This window comes from Paraburkholderia sp. J94 (genome assembly GCF_905220285.1).
Classification (GTDB): Bacteria; Pseudomonadota; Gammaproteobacteria; order Burkholderiales; family Burkholderiaceae; genus Paraburkholderia; species Paraburkholderia tropica_A.
Genome location: NZ_CAJMZH010000004.1, coordinates 108,275 through 133,699 on the forward strand (window position 1 = coordinate 108,275; position 25,425 = coordinate 133,699).

General features: G+C 66.8%; 19 protein-coding genes. 10 read left to right on the top strand and 9 right to left on the bottom strand.

Going from position 1 to position 25,425, the window contains the following annotated elements:
* Positions 1–67: 67 nt before the first annotated feature.
* The gene (locus U4Y88_RS09260; protein ID WP_224013077.1) at positions 68–1,252 is read right to left on the bottom strand and encodes an MFS transporter; all 1,185 of its coding nucleotides are present in this window, start codon (positions 1,250–1,252) and stop codon (positions 68–70) included.
* 364 nt (positions 1,253–1,616) lie between these two features.
* Here U4Y88_RS09260 and U4Y88_RS09265 point away from each other — a divergent pair, with 364 nt between their 5' ends.
* Positions 1,617–1,877: a hypothetical protein gene (locus U4Y88_RS09265; protein WP_224013078.1), complete on the top strand. Its 261-nt coding sequence runs from the start codon at positions 1,617–1,619 to the stop codon at positions 1,875–1,877.
* Between the two features lie 187 nt (positions 1,878–2,064).
* Here the strand turns inward: U4Y88_RS09265 and U4Y88_RS09270 are convergent, their stop codons facing one another.
* Together U4Y88_RS09270 and U4Y88_RS09275 are read right to left on the bottom strand one after the other, a co-directional pair.
* Positions 2,065–3,849, bottom strand: a complete 1,785-nt coding sequence (locus U4Y88_RS09270; protein WP_224013079.1) for a winged helix-turn-helix domain-containing protein — start codon at positions 3,847–3,849, stop codon at positions 2,065–2,067.
* A 208-nt stretch (positions 3,850–4,057) separates the two neighbouring features.
* Positions 4,058–4,909, bottom strand: coding sequence for a crotonase/enoyl-CoA hydratase family protein (locus tag U4Y88_RS09275; RefSeq protein WP_321783514.1), 852 nt, complete (start codon positions 4,907–4,909; stop codon positions 4,058–4,060).
* 116 nt (positions 4,910–5,025) lie between these two features.
* On the opposite strand from U4Y88_RS09275, the gene U4Y88_RS09280 reads away from it, so the two are divergent.
* On the top strand, positions 5,026–5,574 hold the full coding sequence (locus U4Y88_RS09280) for a plasmid fertility inhibition factor family protein (RefSeq protein WP_405044940.1): 549 nt from the start codon (positions 5,026–5,028) through the stop codon (positions 5,572–5,574).
* Positions 5,575–5,625: 51 nt separating this feature from the next.
* Here U4Y88_RS09280 and U4Y88_RS09285 read toward each other — a convergent pair whose 3' ends face one another.
* Positions 5,626–6,660: a LysR family transcriptional regulator gene (locus U4Y88_RS09285; RefSeq protein WP_321783515.1), complete on the bottom strand. Its 1,035-nt coding sequence runs from the start codon at positions 6,658–6,660 to the stop codon at positions 5,626–5,628.
* A 586-nt stretch (positions 6,661–7,246) separates the two neighbouring features.
* Between U4Y88_RS09285 and aspT (U4Y88_RS09290) the strand changes: the two genes are divergently transcribed.
* The 3 genes from aspT (U4Y88_RS09290) to U4Y88_RS09300 all read left to right on the top strand — a co-directional run bounded on the left by aspT (U4Y88_RS09290) (position 7,247) and on the right by U4Y88_RS09300 (position 12,548).
* Positions 7,247–8,929 (top strand): aspartate-alanine antiporter, encoded by a 1,683-nt coding sequence (gene aspT, locus U4Y88_RS09290; RefSeq protein WP_321783516.1) that lies wholly within the window; start codon positions 7,247–7,249, stop codon positions 8,927–8,929.
* Between the two features lie 123 nt (positions 8,930–9,052).
* Positions 9,053–10,738 (top strand): aspartate-alanine antiporter, encoded by a 1,686-nt coding sequence (aspT, locus tag U4Y88_RS09295; RefSeq protein WP_321783528.1) that lies wholly within the window; start codon positions 9,053–9,055, stop codon positions 10,736–10,738.
* A gap of 142 nt (positions 10,739–10,880) precedes the next feature.
* Positions 10,881–12,548, top strand: a complete 1,668-nt coding sequence (locus tag U4Y88_RS09300) for a bifunctional aspartate transaminase/aspartate 4-decarboxylase (RefSeq protein WP_224013084.1) — start codon at positions 10,881–10,883, stop codon at positions 12,546–12,548.
* 119 nt (positions 12,549–12,667) lie between these two features.
* Here U4Y88_RS09300 and U4Y88_RS09305 read toward each other — a convergent pair whose 3' ends face one another.
* Complete coding sequence (locus U4Y88_RS09305; RefSeq protein WP_224013085.1) at positions 12,668–13,903, bottom strand: MFS transporter; 1,236 nt, start codon at positions 13,901–13,903, stop codon at positions 12,668–12,670.
* Positions 13,904–14,399: 496 nt separating this feature from the next.
* Here U4Y88_RS09305 and xdhA point away from each other — a divergent pair, with 496 nt between their 5' ends.
* The 3 genes from xdhA to xdhC are packed head-to-tail and all read left to right on the top strand — an operon-like array spanning position 14,400 to position 18,985.
* Positions 14,400–15,953, top strand: coding sequence for a xanthine dehydrogenase small subunit (gene xdhA, locus U4Y88_RS09310; RefSeq protein WP_321783529.1), 1,554 nt, complete (start codon positions 14,400–14,402; stop codon positions 15,951–15,953).
* A 38-nt stretch (positions 15,954–15,991) separates the two neighbouring features.
* A complete protein-coding gene (gene xdhB, locus U4Y88_RS09315; RefSeq protein ID WP_310630096.1) occupies positions 15,992–18,346 on the top strand; it encodes a xanthine dehydrogenase molybdopterin binding subunit in 2,355 nt (784 codons plus the stop codon).
* Positions 18,347–18,385: 39 nt separating this feature from the next.
* Complete coding sequence (xdhC, locus tag U4Y88_RS09320) at positions 18,386–18,985, top strand: xanthine dehydrogenase accessory protein XdhC (protein ID WP_321783531.1); 600 nt, start codon at positions 18,386–18,388, stop codon at positions 18,983–18,985.
* 75 nt (positions 18,986–19,060) lie between these two features.
* Here xdhC and U4Y88_RS09325 read toward each other — a convergent pair whose 3' ends face one another.
* From U4Y88_RS09325 to U4Y88_RS09335, 3 genes are all read right to left on the bottom strand, one after another.
* Positions 19,061–20,035: a LysR family transcriptional regulator gene (locus tag U4Y88_RS09325; RefSeq protein ID WP_321783534.1), complete on the bottom strand. Its 975-nt coding sequence runs from the start codon at positions 20,033–20,035 to the stop codon at positions 19,061–19,063.
* A gap of 197 nt (positions 20,036–20,232) precedes the next feature.
* Entirely contained in the window at positions 20,233–20,883 is a 651-nt protein-coding gene (locus U4Y88_RS09330) for a 2-hydroxychromene-2-carboxylate isomerase (protein ID WP_224013090.1), read from the bottom strand.
* Between the two features lie 107 nt (positions 20,884–20,990).
* Positions 20,991–22,607: a TAXI family TRAP transporter solute-binding subunit gene (locus U4Y88_RS09335; protein ID WP_321783536.1), complete on the bottom strand. Its 1,617-nt coding sequence runs from the start codon at positions 22,605–22,607 to the stop codon at positions 20,991–20,993.
* 716 nt (positions 22,608–23,323) lie between these two features.
* Here U4Y88_RS09335 and U4Y88_RS09340 point away from each other — a divergent pair.
* Together U4Y88_RS09340 and U4Y88_RS09345 are read left to right on the top strand one after the other, a co-directional pair.
* Positions 23,324–23,680 carry a BON domain-containing protein gene (locus U4Y88_RS09340; RefSeq protein ID WP_224013092.1) on the top strand — a complete coding sequence of 119 codons (357 nt, stop codon included), beginning with the start codon at positions 23,324–23,326 and terminating at the stop codon, positions 23,678–23,680.
* 289 nt (positions 23,681–23,969) lie between these two features.
* Positions 23,970–24,230, top strand: a complete 261-nt coding sequence (locus U4Y88_RS09345; RefSeq protein WP_224013093.1) for a hypothetical protein — start codon at positions 23,970–23,972, stop codon at positions 24,228–24,230.
* A 94-nt stretch (positions 24,231–24,324) separates the two neighbouring features.
* On the opposite strand, the gene U4Y88_RS09350 is transcribed toward U4Y88_RS09345, so the two are convergent.
* A complete protein-coding gene (locus U4Y88_RS09350) occupies positions 24,325–25,113 on the bottom strand; it encodes a sulfite exporter TauE/SafE family protein (protein ID WP_224013094.1) in 789 nt (262 codons plus the stop codon).
* Positions 25,114–25,425 lie beyond the last annotated feature (312 nt).

Sequence of the window (25,425 nt, forward strand, 5' to 3'; positions counted from 1 at the left end):
GATTCATCGAGTCAGCGCATCGAGACACGCGCGCACGTCAAAGCACGCCAAACGAACTCAAGCGAATTCAAACCACCGACGTCGGCCCCGAAACCGCCACGCGGCGCCGCGCGCGCCGGTCGAGCTGCGCCGAGACGAAGGTGAGCCCGAGCGCCGCGAGCGCCATCGCGAGCCCCACCCACGGCAGCGACGTCAGCGGCGCGCCCGCGCTGATCGCCACGCCGCCGATCCACGCGCCGCTCGCATTGCCGAGATTGAACGCGCCCTGGTTCAGCGTGGAAGCGAGGTTCGGCGCATGGCTCGCGCGGTTGACGATGAGGATCTGCAGCGGCGGCACGATCGCAAACGCCAGCACGCCCCACACGAAGATGGTCGCCATCGCGGCGATTTGATCGTGCATCGTGAACGCGAACACGGCGAGCAGCACGCCGATCATCGCGAGCAGGCTCAGCAGCGAGCGCATCAGCTTCCAGTCGGCGAGCTTGCCGCCGAGCGTGCTGCCCACCGTCAGCCCGAGGCCGAACAGCAGCAGCACGAAGGTCACTTCGTGCGGCGAGAATCCGCTCACGTCTTCGAGAATCGGCGTGATGTAGGTGAACACCGAGAACAGGCTCGCCGACGCCAGCACGCTCATGCCCAGCACCATCAGCACCTGCGGATTCTTGAGCACGCTGAATTCGTGCACGAGGCTCGCCTTCTGCATTTCGATGTGCTTCGGCAGGCACACCTGCAGCGCGAGCGCCGCGAACAGGCCGATCACCGTCACGGCCCAGAACGTCGTGCGCCAGCCCGCGAGCTGGCCGAGCGCGGTGCCGAGTGGCACGCCCAGCACGTTCGCGAGCGTGAGGCCCGTGAACATCAGCGCGATTGCCTGGGCGCGCCGGTTGGGCGCGACGAGCCCCGCCGCGACCACCGAGCCGATGCCGAAGAACGCGCCGTGGCAGAACGCGGTGACGATGCGTGCGGCCATCAGGATCGAATAGGTCGGTGCGAGTGCGCACAGCAGATTGCCGACGATGAATATGCCGATCAGCCGCATCAGCGCTGCTTTGCGCGGCACGTTGGCAATCGCGATCGCGACGATGGGCGCGCCGATCGTCACGCCCAGCGCGTAGGCCGAGACCAGCATGCCGGCGGCCGGAATCGACACCGCGAGATCGCGCGCGACGTCGGGCAGCAGCCCCATGATGACGAATTCGGTGGTACCGATACCAAACGCGGCGACGGCAAGGGCGAGCAGGGGCAAGGGCATGGACGTGTGAACGGCGTGGTCGTTTCGGTTCGCGAGGCCCTGGGCGCGGCTCGCGTGCTTGTTTTCGTGCGGGTGTCGTGCTGACTTTGGCCTACTGATTAAGCCAATGCCGAATTGTACTGAAATGCGCCTCGCTGCATCCGGCACGCTTTTCTTGCGTTCTTCTTACGCAACACCGTCCGCGCGGGTGATGTCTTGACGATTTCTTCAGGTTACGTCGATGGTGCGTCACACGCGCGGGCCGCACCATCGTCTAACGATCCCGTCCGCGCCAGCCGCCACGCCAGTTTTCGCGCGGATTGCCTCGTCCGCGACGCGCATCGCGGGCCGTATGGGGATGCGCGACACTTCCTGGAGCGATGACATGAACACCTTGAACACCGTACGCATCGCGGTGGCCTGCTCGGCCGCCTTGTTCGCAGGACTCGCATGGGCCGATTCGTCGACCGATACGGCGTCGACCTCGCCGTCGGCATCGCAGGACGTGGGCGGCATGCCCATGAGCAGCAGCGCTTCGGGCGGACCCGCAACGCTCACGCACGCACAGGTCTATCAGGATCTGGTGCGCTCCGAGCAGACCGGCGAACGCGCGCGTCTGAACAACGATATTTATCACGGCAACTGAGCGCCAGCCCGCAGGCGCGTTAGCAAACGCAAAGGCACACTCAAGGGCAAACTAAAAGGCAAACTCGAACACGAACACACAAGAATCATCAGGGAGACCGGCAAGATTTCATCGACGCATGACTCGCCAGGACGTCCGCCCGAATCGAACGCGGGCGGCCAATCGGCGGCGGCCCGGCGCACGGCGTTCAGCGCGGCGGGCCGCCGCCGATGTGCTTTTCGATCAGGCGCATGCGTCCGCCCGGACGATAGGGCGCGAACCACGGATTCGAACGCAGTTCGCACAGCCGCGAACTGCGTTCGGCGAGCGCGGCGTCGAGCCAGTGATACATCGGCTCGGGCTGCGCGAGCCGCGCGTAGAGTTCGGCGATCAGCAGCGGCGAGGTGTACTGGCAGCGCCGCCGCTCGAGCAGATCATCGAGATACCAGTGCAGCACCGCGTCGTAGCCGCCCGCGTCCCATTGCGCGCGGATCGCCGCCGCGCGCGCGTGCTGATCGCAGCGCACCAGCGCTTCTTCGGTCGCGTCCACGGCCTGCGCGTAGAGCTTCTTCACTTCGAACGCCGTCGCCAGCACCTGATAGACCAGCGGCGCGTGCTCGCGATGTCCCGGCGACAGATACTCGCTCGCCACTTCCGCATGCTTGCCCGCGAGCACCATGCCGAACGCGCGCGAGCCCTGGAACGCCAGCGGATCGATCTTCTCGGCACGTTCGAGCGCCGCGTCGCCTTCCGCGCGCCGGCCCGCCGCGAGCAGCAGACGCGCATAGAGCCGGTGCGCCTCCGGGTAGCTCGGATTGCGCTTGAGCGCTTCCTTGCAGCCGGCCTCGGCGCGCGTCCAGTCCCACTCGAAAAAGTAGCGCACGGCCGCGAGCGCCTGATGCGCCTCGGGCAGATCGGGGTCGAGTTCGAGCGCGCTATGTGCGAGCGCGCGCGCGAGCGGCCAGCCGTCGTCGGGGGCGTAGAGGCCGTGCACGACCGTCGATCCGTAATAGTTCGAGAGCCCCGCGTAGCCGAGCGCGTAGTTCGGATCGTGTTCGACGGCCGCTTCGAAATAGGCGCGGCTGCGCGAGAAGTCCTCGCCGTCGATGTTGTGATGCGCGCAGAACGCGGCGTCGAAATGCACGCGCCTGTACCAGAAGTAGCGGCCGCGCACGTAGGCGTCGTGCGCCGCCGGATCGACGGGCAGGCGGCGCGCGAGCAGCGAGCGCTGCTGGTCGGAGAGCGTGGAGGCGAGATCGTCGGCGAGCGCGGCGGCCACTTCCTTGGGCAGATCGAGCGCGCGCGGCGAAACCGGCTCGTGCGCGCGGCTCCAGATCTGCACTTCGTCGGCGCAACGGATCAGGCGCGCGAGGATGCGCGCGCGCTGAGCCTCGCGCGTGAGCGAGCCTTCGAGCACGTAATCGAGCTTCAATTCGCGCGCGATCTCGCCGATGCTCTTGGCCGTGTCGCGATAACGCGCCGCCGTCGTGCGCGCGATCAGGCGCAGCCGGTCGGCGCCCAGCGCGCCGAGCGTGGCCGAGATCTCGTCGGCGAGCGCGCTGCACAGACACGCCTCGCGGCCGTCGCCGGTGAGGTTGGCAAACGGCAGCACCAGCACGCGCACAGCCGCGCGCGCGGCGGGCTCGCCGGACTCGCTGGGCGGCACGCCCGCGAAGCGCGCGCCGTCGAGCCGGTAGCCCTTGCCCTTCACGGTCACGAGATGGCGCGGCTTGAGCGGATCGTCGGCGAGCGCGATGCGGATCTTGCGGATCGCCGTGTTGATGCCGTTCTCGGTGTCGCGATAGGGATTGCCTTGCCACAGACGCTCGACGATATCGGCGCGCGAGATCAGCTCGCCGTGGCGCGACGCGAGCAGGATCAGCAGGTCCATCGGCAGACGTTCGAGCCGCACGGCCTCGCCGTCGCGTCGAAGCTGATAACGCTCGACGTCGAGTTCGAAATCCGCGAACCGGATGACGCGATCCGACGACATGGGATCACTCCCTGATGCGCGTTCGGGGTTGTTGTTCGCGTCGGCGTCTCGTCTGAGGATTGCCCGCGGGGCAGCGGGCTGATGCAGTGGGGCGGGCGGCGCGGGCGGTGCATCGTGGCCACTGACAGATTCAATTTAGCGCCTTGAACCAGGGCCTTCAAGAATCCTGTGAAGCGCAGTTCAGCGCGCGACGTTGCGCGCCGCGCGCTCAGAGCGGTTCGCCGTGCCGTCCCGCGCCCGCCGCGAAACGCGCGGCCATCGGCAGTCCTTCGTCGAGCGCCGCGCGATAACCGCCCGCGCCTTCGCGGCGCAGCGCTTCGGCGAGATCGTCGAGCACGCTGTTTTCGTAGGCCGAGCGCCGGTCCGCGAGCAGCGCGCCTTGAGGAAACGCGGCGAGTGTGGCCGCGAGCGCTTCGGCTTCGGCGCGCGCGCGGCCTGTGGCGACGACGCGATTCGCGAGACCGAAGTCGAGCGCCTCATGCGCATCGACGGCACGGCCGGTGAGGATCAGATCGAGCGCGCGCGACAGGCCGATCAGGCGCGGCAGACGCACCGTGCCGCCGTCGATCAGCGGCACGCCCACGCGGCGGCAGAACACGCCGAGCACGGCGTCCTCTTCGACGATGCGCAGATCGCAAAGCAGCGCGAGTTCGAGCCCGCCCGCGACCGCGTAGCCCGTCACGGCGGCGATGAACGGCTTGGCGAGCGCCATGCGCGTCGGCCCGAGCGGACCGGGGCCGCCGCCGTCCTCGCGCAGCGCGTTGCGGCGCGTGTCGTCGTTGAGCGCGCCGAGGTCGGCGCCCGCGCAGAAGGTGCCGCCCGCGCCGAACAGCACGCCCGCGCGCCAGCGCGGATGCGACTCGACGCGCGCGAACGCGGCGGCGAGCGCATCGGCGGTCGGGCGGTCGATGGCGTTGCGCTGCGCGGGTCGATCGAGCACGATCGTCGCGACCTGCGCGCGCGCTTCGATGCGCACGGCGTCGCCAAACGTTTCTGTTATGACGACGCCTGGTGCGTCTTCGCGAAGGCCTTCGTCATCGCGCTTGTCACCGTTGCTCATCGGTTTTTCCTCGCGCGCACGCGGCGTGCGCATCCATGCTGCATAGGTCACGAAACCGTCACGATACCCTCGTAGCGTAGGCCGCTTTTCCTCCCCGCGAGAGGCGCCTCACCCGCATGTCCCCGATGTCCCTGCCTACGCCCGACGGGCATTCTCCGAATCCGCCGGCACCGCTGCAATCCGCGTGCGGACAGCACTGGATCGTGTCCTTGCCCGATCATCAGGCTTACGACCACGTGCGCTTCAAGCGCGTCTTCACGACCGATGGCACGCGCCACGAAGTGGTGATCGTCGATCTGCACAAGCTGCTGCTCTGCGCCGACCGCGACGACACCGACTACGTGCTCAAGCCCGTCGACGACTGGCATGTCGGCAAGGTGCGCGGCATCCGCGAATTTCTCGATCCTGAAAACGAACGCGTGCCGCAGATGCCTTATGTGACGATCTCGAAGCGTCGCGCGGGGGGCGTTGCAGGCTGGCTCGGGCTCGCGCACGTGGGCGTGGTGGCGTTCCGCAACGGCCAGCATCGCGCGCGCTATCTGGCGTGGGCGGGCGCGCAGTGGATGCCGGTCGAGGTGCACGAGCGCGAGGTCGCGCTGCTGCGCGAACTGTGCGGGGCCGCCGGTCTCGAAGGCGAGCCGGCGGAATACGGCGCGCCGGGCTGAGCGCTATCAGCGCGTGCGTCGATGTATCGATGCATCGACGCACCGGTGAAATCAGCGCTCGTTCCTCGCCTGCAACACGGCGCTGGTGCCGGGCGCGCCGCTCATCGGCCGCCATGCCGATCCGCCTGACGCCGCTGCGTTCGGCATGTTCGGCAGGTTGGCGGCGGCCATGCCGCCGTGCGCGTGCTCGAAATGCTCGACCGCGTGATCGACGAAGCGCCGTGTCTTGGCGGACAAATACTGGCGGCTCGGATAGACGATCGACATGCGCGCCTCGGGCGCGTCGATCTCGTAGTCGGGCAAGAGACGCTTGAGCGTGCCGGCCGAGAAATCGTCGGCGACCAGCGGCGCGGGCACGATCGCCACGCCCATCCCCGCGAGCGCGGCGAGCCGCACCATCAGCATGTTGTTGACCGCGTAGGCCGGTTGCAGCGTGACCGGCTGCGCGTGCTCGCCGGCCTTCGCGAAGCGCCACGTCGCGCTGCGCTCCTCGGGCGGCAGCGTGACGGCCGCGTGCTCCGCGAGCGCGTCGGGCGTGTCCGGCTCGCCGTGCTCCGCGAGCCACGCGGGCGAGGCGCAGGGCACGAACGAAGTGGTGCCGAGGGAGCGCTCGACCAGATCGCCGTTGCTTTCGGCGCGTTCCGGCGACGCCGCCACGATGCCCACGTCGAACCCGTCCTCGGCCAGATCGACGGGCCGCTCGGCGAGCGTGAGGCGCACGTGCACGCGCGGATAACGGCGCCGGTAGCCGTCGATCAGCGGCGTGAGCGTGGCGAGCGAGAGCGCGCCCGCGGCCACCACGCGCAGCGTGCCGCTCGGCTCGCGTTCGGTGTGCGCGAGCGTGTGTTCGAGATGATCGAGTTCTTCCAGCACGCTGCGGCAGCCGTCGAGGTAACGCTGACCTGCTTCGGTGAGCGAAAGATTGCGCGTGGTGCGGTTGATGAGCCGCGTGTGCAGATGCGCTTCGAGCATCGCGACCGAACGCGTGACGAGCGCGTTCGACACGTCGAGTTGCTGCGCGGCGCGGCGAAAGCTCTGTGATTCCGCAACCCTGACGAAGACGCGCATGGCGTGTATCTGGTTCATGGAAATTCGCCTCGCATGCTGAATGCATTTACCGGTTAAGGGGCGCGGCCCTCGAACGGAGCGGCCGGATGGGATTGAAATGCGCTTGCGGGTACTGCGGGACTGCGATGTTGAATGAAAATCATATTGACAGTCCTTCGAAATTACAATATCTATCGTAAAAAGCGGCATCGTTTCATCGTTGTAAAAGATTCAATATCGATGCTGGCATGGGTATTGAATGAGGCGGGAAAATGAGACGTGCTGCGTCAGCCGTTTGAGCATTTGAATTACACTCAGGCGGCACTCATCCAGCGGATAGCGGTTTTCCGGGTCTTGTACAAGCTTGCGAGGAATCGATGTCTGTCATGTCTGCGGGGATTTCCCGGCGAAAAACGTTTGTTGTCAATGTATTGCGGACAATGATGTTATGCCGGTTTACGGCCTTTACATAAATAGCGAATAAAAGCGGTTTTCCGGTTTTATTGCGTATCGAGCAAATATCCGATACGGCCGGAAATAAAGGCGCACAGGCAAATGTGTACATGCCGTGTGCATGTTTTTTATGCGCTTTTGAGCAAAAAGAACGTAAATCGGCAGACCAGACATGATCGTCGAATTGCTGAAGTCGCAACCCGAGATTGCGCTGTTTATCAGCCTTGCGCTCGGTTATCTGATTGGCTCGGTGCGGTTTGGGCCGATATCGCTCGGCGGCGTCTGCGGCACACTGATTGTCGCGCTCGTGCTCGGCCAGACCGGCGCGCGCATCGCGCCGGACCTCAAGAACATCGCGTTCGCGCTGTTCATCTTCGCGCTCGGCTTCACGGGCGGTCCGCAGTTCTTCGCCAACATCGGCAAGGGCTGGCGTTACGGGTTGCTGTCGATCGTCGAAATCGTCTCGGTGATGTCGCTCATCATGATTGCAGTCGTCCTGATGAAGCTCGACGCGGGCACGGCCGCGGGCCTGCTGGCGGGCGCGGCGACGGAGTCGGCGGTGATCGGCACGGCTTCCGAGGCGATCGCGCGGCTCGGCCTCAGCGCGGACCAGGTCAGCACGCTGCAGGCGCACGTGGTGACCGCCTATAGCGTGAGCTACCTGTTCGGGCTGATCACCATCGTGCTGTTCACGAGCCAGGTCGCGCCGCTGATCCTGCGCGTGAATCTGCGCGACGAGGCCGCGCGGCTCTTTCGCAAGCTCGGCGGCGACGGCGTGCTCGACGAAGGCCAGCGTCTCGCGCTGCCGCCGCTGGTGGGCCGCGCGTTCATGGCCGGTCCGGCCGCCGGTCTTCAGGTTGCGCAGTTCGAGGCGCGCTACGGCAACAACATCACGGTCGAGCGCGTGCTGCGCGAGCAGCGCGAAATCGAGGCGGACGGCCAGCTCGTGCTGCAGACCGGCGACGTGATCTTCATCGCGGGCCGCCGCGAAAGCATGGTCGATGCGTCCGTCCACCTCGGCCACGAAGTCTCGGGCGAGGGCTTCACGAAGCTGCTCGCGCAGCGCGTGGACGTGATGCTCACGCGCCGCGACGCCGACGGCCTCACGCTCGCGCAGATGCGCGAACGCGTCTCGCCGGAAGCGGGGCGCGGCATCTACGTGGGCGCGATCACGCGGCTGGACACCACGGTGCCCGCGCTGCCCGGCACGGTGGTGCGGCGCGGCGACGTGCTCACGCTGCTCGGCGCGCCCAGCGACGTCAAACGCGGCGCGCAGCGCCTCGGCTACGTGATCCAGCAGACCACCAAAACCGACTTCGTCTATCTCGGGCTCGGCGTGCTCGTGGGCATGCTGATCGGCCGCTTCGGGCTGAAGGTGGGCGGCGTCTCGCTGGTGCTCGGTACGGGCGGCGGCTGTCTGCTTTCGGGTCTGCTGTTCGGCTGGGCGCGCTCGCATTTTCCCGTGGTCGGTTCGCTGCCCTCGGCGGCGGCGCAGGTGCTCAAGGACTTCGGCCTCGCGACCTTTATCGCCGCCGTGGGTTTGTCCGCCGGACCCGACGCCATCAAGCTCGTGCGCGAGTACGGTCTCGCGCTGCCGCTCGCCGGCATCCTGATGGTGCTGATTCCGGGCCTCCTCTCACTCTGGATCGGGCGCATGTTTCTCAAGCTCGATGCGCCGATGCTGCTCGGCGCGATTGCAGGGCAGCAGTGCAGCACGCCGGCGATCAGTGCGCTCGTGGGCGTCACCGGCAATTCCACTCCCGTGATCGGCTACACGATCACCTATGCGTTGTCGAACATCCTGTTGCCGCTGATGGGGCCCGTGGTGGTCGGGCTCGCGGCGAAATTCGGCTGACCCGCGCGGCGTTTCGCCGAAGGGACCGCGGCGCGGTTTCAGCCGCGGCTTCGTCGGCGGCGCGTTACGTCGGGTCGTACCGTACCGGCTTCAGGCTGTCACTTCTATCCAAGCGAGGGCACGATGGAATGGCTACATGACATCTTTCACAAATCTCCTGAAATCGCCTTGTTTCTCTCGCTGGCCGTCGGTTACTGGATCGGCCAGATCAATTTCGGCAAGTTCCAGTTAGGCGGCGTGGGCGGGTCGCTGCTGGCGGCCGTGGTCATCAGCCAGGCGGGCGTGACCATCGACAACGGCGTGAAGTCGGTGATGTTCGCGGTGTTCATCTACGCCGTGGGCTACGACTCCGGGCCGGGCTTCTTCAACTCGCTCAACCGCAAGACGCTGCGCGAGATCGCCATGGCCGTGTTCATGGCCGTCGCGGGCCTTGTCACGGTGGTGATCTGCGCCAAGCTCTTTCACCTCAACAAGGGTCTCGCGGCCGGTCTCGCGGCGGGCGGCATGACGCAGTCGGCGATCATCGGCACGGCCGGCGACGCCATCGCGCGTCTGGGTCTGCCCGCCGATCAGGTCAAGGCGATGCAGGCCGACGTGGCGATCGGCTATGCCGTGACCTACGTGTTCGGTTCGCTCGGCGCGATCATCGTCTGCGTGAACATCCTGCCGAAGTTCATGGGCCGCAGCCTCAAGGACGCGTCGATGGACGCCGAGCGCGAAATGGCGGGCGGCTCGGCGGCGAGCGGGCCGGGCCAGATCACGGCGCTGCCCGAACTGTTCGGCCGCGTGTTCCGCGTGGAAGCGGGCGCGGGTCAGACCGTCAGGCAGCTCGAAGCGGCGGAGAAGGATTTCGTCGCGATCGAGAAGATCCGGCGCGCGGGCAAGGTGCTCGATTCGACGCCCGACTTCGTGCTGAGCCGCGACGACATCGTGCTGGTGGTCGGGCGCCGCGAGCAGATGGTCGAAGTGGGCGTGCTGATCGGGCCGGAAGTGCCGGACTCGGGCGGCATGAGCCTCGTGATGCAGACGCGCCAGCTCGTCTTCACGAAGAAGGGCATGAATCACACGACGATCGCCGACGTGCGCAAGAACGTCGATCGCGACATGCGCCACGGCGTCTATATCGAGAAGATCGAACGCGCGGGCCAGCCGCTGCCGGTGCTGCCGCAGACCAAGCTCGAACACGGCGACGTCATCACGATCTACGGCACGGCCACGGACACGAAGCGCGCGGTGAAGGAAGCCGGTTATGAGCTTGCGTATAGCAACAAGACCGACTTCATCTATATGGGCGTCGGCCTCGTGCTCGGTCTGCTGATCGGCCTGATCGTCGTGAACGTGGCGGGTATTCCGCTCACGCTCGGCTCGGGCGGCGGCTGCCTGCTCGCGGGTCTGCTGTTCGGCTGGATGCGCGGCAAGCATCCGATGTACGGCGTGATGCCGCCCGCGGCGTCGCAACTGCTCAAGGACTTCGGGCTCGCGGCGTTCGTCGCGGTGGTCGGCCTGAATTCCGGCTTGCAGGCCGTGGTGACGGTCAAGCAGAGCGGCATCACGATCTTCCTGCTCGGCGTGGTGGTGACCATCGTGCCGCTGATCCTCACCATGCTGTTTGGCCGCTACGTCCTGAAGTACAACAACGCGGCGATTCTCGCGGGCGCGCTGTCCGGCTCGCGCAGTGCGAACCCGGCGTTCGGCGGCATTCTCGACAAGGCCGAGAGCGCGGTGCCGACGGTGCCGTTCGCCATCACCTACGCGATCGCCAACGTGCTGCTCACGCTGCTCGGGCCGCTCGTGGTCGGTCTCGCATGACATGAAGCCAAAACGGGCCGCGCGAGGAGCGCAGGCCCGTCCTTAACGATCTGTCGCAACGCGGGCCGCTTGCGGCGCCCACCGCGCACGGTGAGCACAACGAACGAAGCGGCGCGCACCACGTCTTCCAATGGAGAGCACCATGGCAAAAGGTAAAGGCAACGGCAACGAAGCGAAGGAAAAGTCGGCCCTCGACGCGCTGAGCCCGTTCGAGCTCAAGGACGAGCTGATCAAGGCGGCCGGTGGCGGCGCAGCCGAGCGTCCGGCCAACTTCTCGATGCTCAACGCGGGGCGCGGCAATCCGAACTTCCTCGCCACCATTCCGCGCCACGGCTTCTGGCAACTGGGCCTCTTCGCGATGCGCGAATCGGAGCGCTCGTTCGCCTATCTGCCCGAGGGCGTGGGCGGCTTCCCGCAGCGCGCGGGCATCGTCGAGCGCTTCGATCTGTTCGTGCGCGAGAACAAGGGCGAGCCGGGCATCGACTTCCTTTCGGGCGCCGTGTCGTATGTGCGCGATCAGCTCGGCCTCTCGGCCGGCGACTTCCTCTACGAGATGTGCGAAGGCATCCTCGCCTGCAACTATCCCGTGCCGGACCGCATGCTGAAGCTTTCGGAGATCATCGTCGGGCAATATCTGCGCCGCGAGATGATCGGCAAGCATCCGTTCGTCGGCGAGTTCGACGTGTTCGCGGTGGAAGGCGGCACCGCGGCCATGACGTACATCTTCAACACGATGCGCGAGAATTTCCTGATCAAGGCGGGCGACACCATCGCGCTCGGCATGCCGATCTTCACGCCGTACATCGAGATTCCCGAACTCAACGATTACCAGCTCAACGTCGTGCATCTCGATGCCAACGTGGAGAGCAACTGGCAATACTCGAAGAAGGAACTCGACAAGCTGCGCGATCCGAAGGTCAAGGCGTTTTTCCTCGTGAATCCGAGCAATCCGCCTTCGGTGAAGATCGACGACGCGAGCCTCGAATACATCGCCGATATCGTCAAGGAGCGCCCGGATCTCATCATCCTGACCGACGACGTGTACGGCACCTTCGCCGACAACTTCGTCTCGCTGTTCGCGCTCGCGCCGAAGAACACGATTCTCGTGTACTCCTATTCGAAGTATTTCGGCGCGACGGGCTGGCGTCTGGGCGCGATCGCGACGCATCGCGACAACGTGCTCGACGCCACGCTCGCGAAGCTGCCGAAGGACGAGAAGAAGATTCTGCACAAGCGCTACGAGTCGATCACGACCGAGCCGGACAAGCTCAAGTTCATCGACCGTCTGGTGGCCGACAGCCGCACCGTCGCGCTCAATCACACGGCCGGCCTGTCGACGCCGCAGCAGGTGCAGATGGTGCTGTTCTCGCTGTTCTCGCTGATGGACACGCCCGACGCGTACAAGAACGCGCTCAAGCGCCTGATCCGCAACCGCAAGCGTGCGCTGTTCGAGGAGATGGGCATCGCCTACGACGAGAGCGATCCGAACCAGGTCGACTACTACACGATTCTCGACATGGAGTATCTGGGCGAGAAACTGTACGGGCGCGACTTCGTCGACTGGCTGCTCAAGCAGACGCAGCCCAACGAGCTGCTGTTCCGTCTGGCGAGCGAGGCGCGCGTGGTGCTGCTGCCGGGCAAGGGCTTCGGCACGCCGCATCCGTCGGGCCGCGTGTCGCTCGCGAACCTCAACGAGTCCGATTACCGCAAGATCGGGCGCGCGGTGCGCAAGCTGACCGAGGAGTACGTCCACCGCTACAACGAGGCCACGGGCAAGAAGCTCGCGCTCGATACGGTGCAGAAGAAGTAAGCTGTCGGCGCGGATGAAAAAAAACCGCCCGCGGCGCGAAGCGCGCTGCGGGCGGTTTTTTGTCTGGGCGCGAAACAGCGGGGCGCCTTGTGTGGTTGAGGCTGCGGTTCAGTCCGCGCTCAGTCCGCGCGTTGTGCGGCGCTGGCCGTGGCCTTCGCTTCGGCCGCCGCTTTCACGCTCTTGCGATGCAGCGAGACCGACAGCGCCACGGCCGCCGCCGACGCGATCGCCGCGAACAGATACACCGAGCCATAGCCGAACAGATTCGCCACGTAGCCCGCGAGCGGGCCGGTGATGCCGAGCGACAGATCGAGGAACACCGAGTACGCCGAGAGCGCCGCGCCGCGGCTGGCCGCCGGCACGAGACCGACCGCTTCGACGCCGAGCGCCGGGAACACCAGCGCGAAGCCGAAGCCCGTGAGCGCCGCGCCCGCGAGCGCGAAATGCGGCGTCGGCGCGAGCCACAGCAGCAAGAGGCCCGCGCATTCGCACGAGAACGAAGCGATGGCGACGCGGAAGCCGCCGAAGGTCTTGATCGTGTTCGCGAACAGCAGGCGCGCGCCGATGAACATCAGGCCGAACAGCGTCAGCGAGAACGCCGCGTTGTCCCAGTGGCGCGCCGCGTAGAACAGCGTGATGAAGGTGGCGATCGAGCCGAAGCCCGCCGAGCCGAGCGCGAGGCCGAGGCCGTGCGGCAGCACGCGCGTGAACACGCTGCGGTACGACATGCGCTCGCCGTGCACGACCGGCACCGGCGCGATCGGGCGCGCGAGCCAGAAGCCGAGCGCGGCCAGCGCGATCACCGACACGCCGAGCGTCCAGTAGCCGACGAAATGCACCATCTCCACGCCGAGCGGCGCGCCCAGCGCGAGCGCGCCGTAGGTCGCGATGCCGTTCCACGAAATCACCTTGGCGTTGTGCGCCGTGCCCACACGGCCGATGCCCCAGAGGATCGCGCCCGTGCCGCAGAGGCTTTCGCCGCAGCCGAGCAGCAGGCGGCCCATCACGAGCAGCGTCAGCGAGAGGCCCGGCCAGTGATCGACCAGCGTGCCGAGCAGCAGCAGCACGCCGCTCGCGCCGCAGATCGTCAGGCCGATCGAGACGGTTTTCTTCGGGCCGAGCGTGTCCGCCGAGCGGCCGGCGAGGGCGCGCGAGCAGAGCGTCGCGATGTACTGCACGCTGATCGCCGCGCCCGCCACCACGGTGCTGAAGCCGAGGTCGTTGTGCACGTAGCCCGGCAGCACGGCGAGCGGAATGCCGATCGTCAGGTAGCAGAGGAAGGTGAAAAAGACGACCGGAATGATCTGCAGGGTCGTCGATGCGGCGGAGCGCGGGGGCGCCAAATCAGCGGACATGGGGAAAACGCGGATGGATAACGGCGGGAAAGGCGTGATTGTACGTTGGAACCGGTTCTTATGCAGATGTTGAAAAAGCGTTTCGGTGAGCGGAACAACACGTTTTTCGCGTGTTTCGCCGCTTAAACGTCTTGTCATCTGCGTGCGCGGAAATGGGCGAGGTTGCGCGACGTTGGTGCTATTTGGCGTCTGCGGGCACGCGCGCGGCAAGGAGGGAGTTAGAAAGCGGGGCGCGAGCATCAGGATGAGGCATCGTTAGGCGCGTCGCGATGTCCGGTTCGCGGGAATCACAAAGGAAATCACGCGATCAGGACGCGCCGACATACGCACGGCGTGCGCGGATTCCATCGATTTATCGCCGCAACGATATATCCCCCATGCACCTGCGCCTATGGGATCTCAATATTGGTGGTGATAGCTTTGAAACTGTCCACGGATGCGTGGCGAGCCGGAGACGCTTGCCGCGCACTCTGCATTCAACGACGAGCCAGAAACCATGAATCAGCCGATCCGCTTCTATCACCGCAACGCGATCCGCGAAGTCAGCGACGCGGGCGTGACCCGCACCGTCCTCCAATACCTGCGCGAAGACGCGCGCTGCACCGGCACGAAGGAAGGCTGCGCCGAGGGCGACTGCGGCGCGTGCACGGTCGTCGTGGGCGAGCGCACCGCCGAGGGCGGCGTGAGCTTCAAGGCCGTCAACGCCTGCATCCAGTTTCTGCCGACGCTCGACGGCAAGGCGCTGTTCACCGTCGAGGACCTGCGCCAGCCCGACGGCTCGCTGCATCCGGTCCAGCAGGCGATGGTCGACTGTCACGGCTCGCAGTGCGGCTTCTGCACGCCCGGTTTCGTCATGTCGATGTGGTCGCTCTACGAGAAGCACGGCCACGAGCACGCGCCGCAAGGCTGCGCGGGCAAGGCGCAATGCAGCGTGCCGTCGCGCGACGAGATCGCCAATGCGCTCACGGGCAATCTGTGCCGCTGCACCGGCTATCGGCCGATCCTCGACGCGGCGGAGCAGATGTTCAAGCTCGACGCGCCCAAGGCGCCTGTCGACGTGAAGGCGCTCGCGGCCTCGCTCGCGACGATCGAGCGCGGTGAGACCTTCCACTACGAGCACAAGGGCCAGCAGTTCGACGCGCCGCGCACCGTCGAGGCGCTCGCCGCGATCAAGGCCGCGCGCCCGAACACGCGCATTCTCGCGGGCAGCACCGACATCGGCCTGTGGGTCACGAAGCAGATGCGCGATCTCGGCGACATCGTCTACGTGGGCCAGGTCGAGGCGATGCGTGAGATCGACGTCAGCGACGAATGGATTCGCATCGGCGCGGGCGTGACGGTCGAGCGCGGCTATGCCGAACTCGTGAAGCACTATCCCGAACTCGAAGAGATGTGGCTGCGCTTCGCGTCGCTGCCGATCCGCAATGCGGGCACGCTCGGCGGCAACATCGCGAACGGCTCGCCGATCGGCGACTCGATGCCGGGCCTGATCGCGCTGGGCGCGCGCGTGGTGCTGCGCGGCGGCGATGTCGAGCGCGAGCTGCCGCTCGAAGACCTCTATCTCGCGTACCAGAAGAAGGACATGGCCGAGCACGAGTTCGTGCTGGCGCTCAAGGTGCCGACGCGCAGCGGCGCGCGCGCGAATCTGAAGTTCCGCACCTACAAGATCTCGAAGCGTTTCGACTCCGATATTTCGGCCGTGTGCGCCGCGTTTTCGTATATCGCCGACGGTGAACATGGCGAGACGATTCGCGAGCCGCGCATCGCGTTCGGCGGTATGGCGGCCACGCCGAAGCGCGCGAGCCACGCCGAAGCCGTACTCGCCGATGCGCAATGGCACGAAGCCACCGCGCAGGCCGCGATGATCGCGCTCGGCAAGGACTACGCGCCGCTCTCGGACATGCGCGCGACGAGCGAGTATCGCCTCGAATCGGCGAAGAACACCTTGTATCGCTTCTGGCTCGAAACGCGCGCGCACAATCCGCTCTTGCCGCAGGCGCTGAACGTGCGCGCGGTGGCAGCGGAAAGTGCTGAAAGCAGCGCGGTCTGATCGAACAGGAAACGGAACAAGATACGGAGAACGAAACCATGAACCAGCAAGCTGAACCGTTCCTGGACGAAGTGAAAGCGCGCGAACCCTTCGCGCAGGTGCACGTCTCGCGGCCGCACGAATCGGCGCATCTGCACGTGAGCGGGCGCGCCACCTACACCGACGACATTCCGGTCGTGGCGGGCACGCTGCACGCGGCGCTCGGTCTTTCGCAGAAGGCGCACGCGCGCATCGTCGCGATGAATCTCGCCAAGGTGCGCGCGACGCCGGGCGTCGTGGCCGTGCTGACCGCCGAGGACATTCCGGGCGTGAACGACTGCGGCCCGATCATCCACGACGATCCGGTGCTCGCGGACGGCGTCGTGCAATACGTGGGCCAGCCGATGTTCGTCGTCGTGGCGACGTCGCACGATACGGCGCGCCTCGCCGCGCGCCGCGCCGAAATCGAATACGAGGAATTGCCGCCGATCCTCACGGCGCAACAGGCGCGCGCCGCGCAGCAATACGTGTTGCCGCCGATGAAGCTCGCGCGCGGCGACGCCTCCACGCGCGCCGCGCGGGCCGCGCATCGTCACGAAGGCGAGATGCTGCTCGGCGGGCAGGAACAGTTCTATCTGGAAGGCCAGATCGCCTACGCCGTGCCGAAGGACGACGACGGCATGCACGTCTGGTGCTCGACGCAGCACCCGAGCGAAATGCAGCACCTCGTCGCGCACGTGCTGGGCGTGCAGTCGCATAACGTGCTCGTGGAATGCCGGCGCATGGGCGGCGGCTTCGGCGGCAAGGAATCGCAATCGGGTCTGTTCGCGTGCTGCGCGGCGCTCGCGGCGTGGAAGCTGCTGTGCCCCGTGAAGCTGCGCCCCGACCGCGACGACGACATGATGGTGACCGGCAAGCGTCACGACTTCCACTACACCTACGAAGTGGGCTACGACGATCAGGGCACCCTCGAAGGCGTGAGCGTCGACATGACCTCGCGCTGCGGCTTCTCGGCGGACCTCTCCGGCCCGGTGATGACGCGCGCCGTCTGCCACTTCGACAACGCCTACTGGCTGCCCGACGTGTCGATCGCGGGCTTCTGCGGCAAGACCAACACGCAGTCGAACACCGCGTTTCGCGGCTTCGGCGGCCCGCAGGGCGCGTTCGCGATCGAGTACATCATGGACGACGTCGCGCGCTCGCTCGGCCTCGATCCGCTCGACGTGCGCAAGCGTAATCTCTACGGCAAGACGGAGAACAACGAAACGCCGTACGGTCAGACGATCGAAGACAACGTGATTCACGAGTTGATCGACGAGCTGGCGCAAACGAGCGGTTATCGCGCGCGCCGCGCCGCGGTCCGCGAGTTCAATGCGAACAACGAAGTGCTGAAGAAGGGCATCGCGATCACGCCGGTCAAGTTCGGCATCGCGTTCAACGTCACGCACTTCAACCAGGCGGGCGCGCTGGTCCACATCTACACCGACGGCTCGGTGCTCGTGAACCACGGCGGCACCGAAATGGGCCAGGGGCTGAACACCAAGGTCGCGCAGGTCGTGGCGCACGAACTCGGCATCGAGTTCGGCCGCGTGCGCGTCACGGCGACCGATACGAGCAAGGTCGCGAACACCTCGGCCACGGCCGCTTCGACGGGCAGCGACCTGAACGGCAAGGCCGCGCAGGACGCCGCGCGCCAGTTGCGCGAACGGCTCGCGGCGCTCGCGGCCACCACGTGGGGCAAGGGCGAGGTGAACGCGGCGGACGTGCGTTTCGCGAACGACTGCGCGATCGTCGGCGACGAAGTGGTGCCGTTCGGCACGCTGGTGCAGAAGGCTTATCTCGCGCGCGTGCAGTTGTGGTCCGATGGTTTTTACGCCACGCCCAAGCTCTACTGGGATCAGGCGGCGCTGCGCGGCCGGCCGTTCTATTACTACTCGTATGGCGCGGCGGTGTCCGAAGTCGTGATCGATACGCTCACGGGCGAAATGCGCGTGCTGCGCGCCGATGCGCTGCACGATGTGGGCGATTCGCTGAATCCGGCGCTCGACGTGGGGCAGGTGGAAGGCGGCTTCATTCAGGGCATGGGCTGGCTCACGACCGAGGAACTCTGGTGGAAGCCGGACGGCAAGCTCATGACGCACGCGCCGTCCACCTACAAGATCCCGACCGTGAACGACACGCCGCCTGAGTTCAGCGTGAAGCTGTTCAAGAACCGCAACGCCGAGGACAGCATTCATCGTTCGAAGGCCGTGGGCGAGCCGCCGCTGCTGCTGCCGTTCTCGGTGTTCTTCGCGATCCGCGACGCGGTGGCGAGCGTGGCCGATTACCGCTTCAATCCGCCGATGAACGCGCCCGCGACCGCCGAGGAAATCCTCAAGGGCGTGCGTGCGGTGCGCGCGATGGCGCGGGCTTGAATCCACGGAATCGATCGGTCATCGAAGGGGAATCGCAATATGATCAGTCATCCGAATCATTGTGTGCGCGTCGATGCGGCGGGCCGCGTTGTGATCGGCCGCCGGAGCACGCCGGTGCCGCAGTATGGGCCGATGCATGTCGTGCTGTTCGGCGCGGGCCACGTAGGGCACGCGCTGGTGACGCTGCTCGGCATGCTGCCGTGCGTGGTGCAATGGGTGGACGAGCGCGACGAGCTGTTCCCCGACGAAGTGCCCGCGAACGTGCAGATCGAGGCCACCGACACGCCCGCCGCGATCGTCGATACTGCGCCGCCGGGCGCGTACTTCATCGTCATGACGCACAATCACGCGCTCGATTTCGAGCTGTCGCTGCGCATCATGAAGCGGCGCGACTTCGCGTGGTTCGGGCTGATCGGCTCGAAGACCAAGCGCGTGAAGTTCGAGCGGCGTCTGGTTGAGCGCGGCGTCGCGCGCGAACGCATGGACGAGATCACGTGCCCGATCGGCGTGACGGGCATCGTCGACAAGGCGCCTTCGTCGATTGCGGTGGCGGTGGCTGCGCAGTTGATGCAGATGCGGGTGGAGATGGCGGCGAATGTCGAGCGTCACGCGGATGAGGGCGTGTTCGCACGGGCGTAGCGTCAACGCGCGTCCAGAAACAAAAAGGCCGGACAATGCTGTCCGGCCTTTTTCTTTTCGCGACCTCATGCCATCTCAGGCGGCTTCTTTCGGCGCTTCGAGCGGCTTTGCGCGGCGCTTGCGCGCGGGCACCGTCAACGACACCGACACCGCGTCGATCAACTCGCGCAGCCAGCCCACGTCGCTCGGCCGGTCGGGGTGCGGATGCCACATCTGATAGCAGCGGATGCGCGGAAACGCGAACGGCGGCTCCACCACCGCGAGCGGCAGCATGCCCGCGTAGTGCAGCGCGAAGCGGCGCGTGGTCGTGAAGATCAGATCCGATTGCAGCAGCACTTGCGGCACGAGCCCGAAATACGGCAGCGTCGCGACGATATGACGATGCGCGCGCGCCTTCGCGAAACCGAGATCGATGGGGCTCGCGTTCGCGCCGGTGTAGGGCGTGGGCGCGAGATGTCCCGCCGCCAGATAGTCCTCGCGTGAAAGCGGCGCGCGCGCGAGCGGATGGTCGGCGCGCATCAGGCAGACGATCTTGTCGGTGAACAGGTCGCTGCGCGCGAAACGCGCGTCGGGCTTCGGCCAGTTGCCGATCACGATATCGAGTTCGCCCGCGTCGAGCGCGGCGTGATGATCGAGCGTCGGCGACAGCGAGAGAATCTCCAGCCGCGCGGCGGGCGCCGCCTCGCGAAAACGCGCGATCAGCGTCGGCATGAAGAAGTCGTTGAGATAGTCGGGCGCGGCGACGCGAAACGTCCGCTTCGAGCGCGCCGGATCGAATTCGCCATGCGGCGTGGCGACGAAATCGACGTCGCGCAGCACGCGCTGCGCGTATTGGAGCAGCGATTCGCCGTATTCGGTCGGCACCATGCCGGCCTTGCCGCGCACGAGGATCGGGTCGCCGAGCACTTCGCGCAGCCGCCGCAGCGCGGTGCTGATGGCCGGCTGCGTTTGATTCAGCCGCAGTGCGGCCTGGGTGACGCTGCGCTCGACCAGCAGCGTGCGCAGTACGCGCACGAGCCAGATGTCGAGGGAAAGGGCAGAGTCGTCCATGGCGATGAAGGCGGGAACGCGGGGGTGTTCGGTGATAGCGCGCGCGCCGCGCTCCGTGCGCACGGCGTCAGCCATAACCTTAAGCCGCCGCGCGCGTGCTTGCCATAGGGCGCGCGGTATGACGGGGATCAGCGCGGGCGCGGCACGCCGGTTGCCCGGCGCTCGCCCGCCTGTTTCACACGCCTTTTAGGCTATTTTCAGACGTTTTCCGTTTTCGCGAGACCCGAAGACAGCGAGCTGATGCGCTTCACCTCGCGCGAGTCGAGCCAGTTCGGCGTGCGCGCGCAGTAGAGCACCATCGGCAGCGCGTCCTCGCCCCAGAACAGTTGCTGGTTCATCCAGAACGTGGGCACGCCGAACACGCCCATCGAGATCGCGTCGTTGGTGTTGCGGCGCAGTTGCGCGCGCACCGCTTCTTCCTCGATCAGCGCCTCGCCGTGCGCGATGCCCACGCGCTCGCACAACTGCTCGAAGCCTTCTTCGCTCGACGGGTCGCGGCCCTCGCGCCAGATGAAGCGGAAGATCTCGCGCACGCAGGCGAAGTCGCCGCCCGCCGCGATGGCGAGCAGCATCGGCTTGACCGAATCGAACGGATGCGCGGGCGGCATCTTGAACGGAATGCCCAGTTGCTCGGCGCGGAACAGCGCGTGGCGGTACGTGAAGATGCGCTTGGCCGGAATCGTGCCGAGCGGCTGGCCCCAATGGCGGTACAGGTCGCTGAGCAGGACCGGCGTCGGCACGAAGTCGAAGCCCGGCCACTTGTCGTACTGCTCCAGCAGCAGATACGAAAACGGCGACACGAAGTCGTAGAACCAGGCTGGCTGGCTGGCGTCGATGCCGCTGATCATGCTGTTCCTCCGCTATGGGCTTTCATGCGGGCCGCAGCGGCGACCCGTCGTTTGAGTATCGATGGTATTCGGTGCTGCGTGCTGCAATTTTTTCGCGTCGGCCGATGTCAGGCGCCGCGTGTCTCGTCCCGGGTCCCGGCGCGGGCTTCTGGTCCGGCTTCTGCGTGTGTCTCTGCGTCGGCTTTTGCGTGTGCCTCTGCTTGTGTCTCTGCTTGTGTCTCTGTGTCTGCGTGCGTCTCTACGTTCGCTTCATCCGCGGCGGGGGCTTCGTCGGCGACGCGTTCGTCCATCGCGTCGCCCGTATCGAGTTCGGCGTTCGCGGGCGCGCCACCCATGCCGCCACTACCCAAACCGCCCGCGCCGTTCGCCTCGCGCTGTTCGCCGCCGTCACGCGCGGGCGACAACCGCGAGCGCACGAAACCGATATGTTCGCGCAGCACATAGAACTGATCCGCATACGCGAGCGGCATCTTCATGCCGTTGACCGATTCCTCGATGGTGTCGAGCTGGCGCAGCAGCGTGCGCCGCTCGGCCGCCGAGTTCTCGGCGAGCGCGGCGCGCTCCAGCGCGATCAGCGAACCATACCAGCGGTAGATGCGCGATTTTACCCGCCAGGCGTAGAGGCCGGGCACGAGCCGCAGCCCCGGAATCAGCACGACGATGATCGGCACCAGCACCACCAGCAGGCGGTCGGCGAGGCTCGCGAGCCAGAACGGCAGCACGCGGTAGAGGAAGCCCTTGCCCGATTTGTAGTAGCGCGCGGCGTCGTCGCTGATCGGGAAGTCCTGGGCGCGCGGCGCCGGGAATTCGCCCGCGCGCTGCAACAGCGTCGAGCGTCCGTGCACTTCCTTGGCGGCATCGACGAGCAGGTCGGACAGCGCCGGATGCAGCGAGTCGCGCGCGACCAGTTCGGCCGTCGGCGCGATGAATTGCAGCGGATGCGGCGGCAGGTTGCGGCCGAAATCGAACGCGCCCATCGGGATCGTGATCGCCGTGAGGTAGGGGAAGCGGCGCGCGTAGGCGTCGGCCTGGGTGAAGTCGAAGAAGCGCACGCCCGGCATGCGCATCAGGCGGCCCATGACGGGCGGCTGCGCGGAATCGCCGGTGAGGAAAGCGGCGTCGATCTTGCCCTCGGTCAGCGCGCGCGCGGCGTCGTCGCCGGACAGCGGCAGCAGTTGCGTCTTGCCGCCGGGCTCGATGCCGTTGGCCTTGAGCAGCGTCAGCGCGAGCTCGCGCGTGCCGCTGCCTTCCGCGCCGATGGCAAGGCGCTCGCCTGCGAACTGCGACAGCCGCGTGACGGGCGGCCCGTGATAGAACACCGCGAGCGGCACGTAGGCGACGCTGCCGAGCGAGACGAGCCGCTCCGGCACCTTGCTGGCGAGGCCGTCCTGCACGAAGGCGACGTCGACGTGCGAGGCCGGATCGGCGAGGCGCTGGAGGTTCTGCGCGGAGCCTTCGGACTCCAGCACGTTCAGCGTGATGCGGTTGCGCGCGAGGATCGCCTTGTACTTCTGCGCGGCGTTCCAGTAGGTGCTGCCCTTGGGGCCGGCGCTCAGGGTGAGCGTGCTGGGCGGCGCGGGCTGGATCAGGCGCACGGCGAGCCAGATGGCGGCCACGCTCACGAGCAGGATGGGACCGAAGGAGACGGCCAGGTCGCGCCACGAAATCGCCACGAAACGCGCGACGAGACGGGGAGGAGGTTTGCGGCCGGTGGGGGACTTCATCGGGGAAAGGCGGGCCTCGGAGGTTCGTGGGGCGGTGGTTCGTGTGCGGTTCGTGTGATACGTGCGGTCTTTGCCGGGCGGATGCGGCGCCATGCGGGGCGCAGGCGCCATGCGCGGCGCCGAAGAATCGCACGAGCGGTCGGCATCGGCTATCGGCATCGGCGCGCGCGGCCGGTCCGCCGATGGTACATGAGATTCGCCGTTGCGGCGGCTAGCGGGCGGCCGTGGCGCGCAAGCCGCGCCGAGGCGCTAAATCCTTTGCGCTCGCGCTGCGCCCAGGCTAAATTGTGGAGCGCCGTGGCCGGCCTTGCCGCCCGCGCGCGACCCTCGCCCGGCACGCGCGCAATCGAGCGCGCGTCAGGCGGCGGTACGCGACAAAACAAACAACAAGACAACACCGTGGCACGGCGCCCGGGCGAACCAGGGCGGATTCACGGATCACGCCGCCGCCCGCCGCAATGTGCCGATTTCAGCCTCTCGCAATCTCTCGCAGCAGCGTGGCCAGACCACGGCTGTGCCGTCGCGCGCCTTCGAAGGCGTGGGCGGCGGCTGCCCGCGGGTGTCGTAACGAAGCCGCCGCAGCGCGCCGGCGGACGGCGCAAGAGCCGTCCGGCGGTGCGCCAGGCGATTTATCCTCGCTACGGAGCTAAGCATTGGGCGAAGCAACGGGCGAAGCAACGAGAGAAGTACTTACGCGATAGCAACAAGGAGAGAACATGAAATCGGTCGCTATTCTGAAGACCCTGGCCGCAGTCGCCTGTGTGACGGTGGCGTGCAGCGTGTATGCGCAGGACAATTCGGCGGCGAGCGGCGCAGCTGCCGCCCCGGCCGCGAAGGCCGCTCCGACCTCGGGCAAGAAGGCCGACCGCAAGCTGGGCTACACGGTTCGCAAGGCGCTCTCGAAGGCGCAGGGCATCGACGTGTCGAACATCACGGTGCGCTCGCACGGCGGCGCGGTCACGCTGACCGGCTCGGTGCCGTCGCAGGACCAGATCGATCAGGCTGGCCAGGTCGCGCAAGGCGTGGCGGGCGTGAAGTCGGTGTCGAACAAGCTGACGGTCATGCAGCAGTAAGCCGCGTGTCCGCGCGCCCGGCAGCACCGCCGGGCGCGAGGGCGGCACGAACGGGCTCCGGCATTGCGCCGGGGCCCGTTTTTTTTGGTTCATCGCGGATTACCGCGGAATGCGGCGCGCATTTATCGGGCTCGCATTCATCGGACTATTTCCAGCGTTTATGGAAATCGGCGCGCGCTAGTGCGGCCTGACACACTGCGGTCCTGCAATTGGGGGTATATGTTGAGAGTGTGCAGGTCCCGATCATGCTATTCGTGGATCGTGCGCGGACTCATTGCAGGTAACTGTCATGACTATCCATACCTATACCGACTTGCCTCTCGTGGACCGGGCCGCTTTCGAGCTGGCCTGCGCGCGGCACGGCTTTGCGCCGATCCACTTCGACGTGCGCGGCGAAACCGATCCCGACGATCCCGAGCACGGCGAACTCCTCGTCGTGCGGCGCGGCGCATGGGCCCAGGCGTATCGCATCGATGCGCGCGGGCAATGGCTGCGTCAATTCGAGGTCGATCTGAACGGGCGGTTTTTCCGGCAGGCGCCGTATCTCTGACGGCGCTTGAAGCCGCCCGCATCGGCTTGAATCTGCTTCAACCGGGGATCGCACCGGCGCGCGCCTGAGCGCGCGCCGTCGCGGCGTGGTGCGCTCAGGCCAGCACGAGCCGCACGCCGACCAGCGTCAGCGTGGCCGCGAGCAGCACGCGCAGCAGCTTTTCGGGCGCGCGCGACGACAGCATGCTGCCGATCGCGATGCCCGGCAGCGAGCCGCACAGCAGCGAGATCAGCATCGACCAGTCGATCGAGCCGAGCAGCCAGTGCCCCGCGCCCGCGAGCAGCGTCAGCGGCACGGCATGCGCGACGTCGGAACCGACGATGCGCACCGTCGGCAGCGTGGGATAGAGCAGCAGCAGCACCGTCACGCCGATCGCGCCGGCGCCCACCGAGGTCAGCGACACCAATACGCCGAGCACCGCGCCCGTGAGCACGGTGAAGAACAGCGTGCGCGCCTCGCCCGGCGCATGGCGATGCCGCGAGGCGAAGGCCGCGAGCTGCGGCCGGAAGATCAGCGCGACCGCCGTGATGAGCAGCGCCGCCCCGAGCACCGACTGGATCAGATGCCCGGCGCGCGGCGTATCCATGCCGAAGCGGTGCAGCAGGATCAGCGTGATGGTCGCGGCGGGCACGCTGCCGGCCGCGAGCCGCAGGGTCACGCGCCAGTCGACCGATCCCTTGAGCCCGTGCACGAGCGTGCCCGCCGACTTGGTCGCCGCCGCGTAGAGCAGGTCGGTGCCGACGGCGGTCGCCGGGTGCACGTTGAACAGCAGGACGAGGATCGGCGTCATCAGCGAGCCGCCGCCCACGCCGGTCAGGCCGACCAGAAAGCCAACCGCGAGGCCGGAGACGGAATACAGCAGATCGATATGGGGTAGGGTCATCGCGGACGGCGCGGACTATCGCGGACTAAAGTGGCCTGACTGCCTGGGGCTATGACGCTTCGCACCGTGTCGCGACTGCGTCTGGACTGGCGCGGCGGCGTCGATCGCGTGGGGATCGTAAGCGCGTCGTCAGGCTGGACAGCGGCAAGGGCTGGCGGCGAAAATCCGCTATTGTCGCAAAACCGGCGGTTCGGCGCAGGGTTGGCCGAAATTTTGCTCGCTTCGGGCCTCGCGTGTCAGCCTTTCGTCAGCACGCGCGCGGCCTTGAAACGCCCGCGAGCCAGTTCGATATCGGTCGTCACCGGCCGCCAC

What these genes read in the sequence shown, in the direction of transcription:
- U4Y88_RS09260 (WP_224013077.1), bottom strand. Translation starts at nt 1,252, where the DNA reads ATGCCCTTGCCCCTGCTCGCCCTTGCCGTCGCCGCGTTTGGTATCGGT.
- U4Y88_RS09265 (WP_224013078.1), top strand. Translation starts at nt 1,617, where the DNA reads ATGAACACCTTGAACACCGTACGCATCGCGGTGGCCTGCTCGGCCGCC.
- U4Y88_RS09270 (WP_224013079.1), bottom strand. Translation starts at nt 3,849, where the DNA reads ATGTCGTCGGATCGCGTCATCCGGTTCGCGGATTTCGAACTCGACGTC.
- U4Y88_RS09275 (WP_321783514.1), bottom strand. Translation starts at nt 4,909, where the DNA reads ATGAGCAACGGTGACAAGCGCGATGACGAAGGCCTTCGCGAAGACGCA.
- U4Y88_RS09280 (WP_405044940.1), top strand. Translation starts at nt 5,026, where the DNA reads ATGTCCCCGATGTCCCTGCCTACGCCCGACGGGCATTCTCCGAATCCG.
- U4Y88_RS09285 (WP_321783515.1), bottom strand. Translation starts at nt 6,660, where the DNA reads ATGAACCAGATACACGCCATGCGCGTCTTCGTCAGGGTTGCGGAATCA.
- aspT (WP_321783516.1), top strand. Translation starts at nt 7,247, where the DNA reads ATGATCGTCGAATTGCTGAAGTCGCAACCCGAGATTGCGCTGTTTATC.
- aspT (WP_321783528.1), top strand. Translation starts at nt 9,053, where the DNA reads ATGGAATGGCTACATGACATCTTTCACAAATCTCCTGAAATCGCCTTG.
- U4Y88_RS09300 (WP_224013084.1), top strand. Translation starts at nt 10,881, where the DNA reads ATGGCAAAAGGTAAAGGCAACGGCAACGAAGCGAAGGAAAAGTCGGCC.
- U4Y88_RS09305 (WP_224013085.1), bottom strand. Translation starts at nt 13,903, where the DNA reads ATGTCCGCTGATTTGGCGCCCCCGCGCTCCGCCGCATCGACGACCCTG.
- xdhA (WP_321783529.1), top strand. Translation starts at nt 14,400, where the DNA reads ATGAATCAGCCGATCCGCTTCTATCACCGCAACGCGATCCGCGAAGTC.
- xdhB (WP_310630096.1), top strand. Translation starts at nt 15,992, where the DNA reads ATGAACCAGCAAGCTGAACCGTTCCTGGACGAAGTGAAAGCGCGCGAA.
- xdhC (WP_321783531.1), top strand. Translation starts at nt 18,386, where the DNA reads ATGATCAGTCATCCGAATCATTGTGTGCGCGTCGATGCGGCGGGCCGC.
- U4Y88_RS09325 (WP_321783534.1), bottom strand. Translation starts at nt 20,035, where the DNA reads ATGGACGACTCTGCCCTTTCCCTCGACATCTGGCTCGTGCGCGTACTG.
- U4Y88_RS09330 (WP_224013090.1), bottom strand. Translation starts at nt 20,883, where the DNA reads ATGATCAGCGGCATCGACGCCAGCCAGCCAGCCTGGTTCTACGACTTC.
- U4Y88_RS09335 (WP_321783536.1), bottom strand. Translation starts at nt 22,607, where the DNA reads ATGAAGTCCCCCACCGGCCGCAAACCTCCTCCCCGTCTCGTCGCGCGT.
- U4Y88_RS09340 (WP_224013092.1), top strand. Translation starts at nt 23,324, where the DNA reads ATGAAATCGGTCGCTATTCTGAAGACCCTGGCCGCAGTCGCCTGTGTG.
- U4Y88_RS09345 (WP_224013093.1), top strand. Translation starts at nt 23,970, where the DNA reads ATGACTATCCATACCTATACCGACTTGCCTCTCGTGGACCGGGCCGCT.
- U4Y88_RS09350 (WP_224013094.1), bottom strand. Translation starts at nt 25,113, where the DNA reads ATGACCCTACCCCATATCGATCTGCTGTATTCCGTCTCCGGCCTCGCG.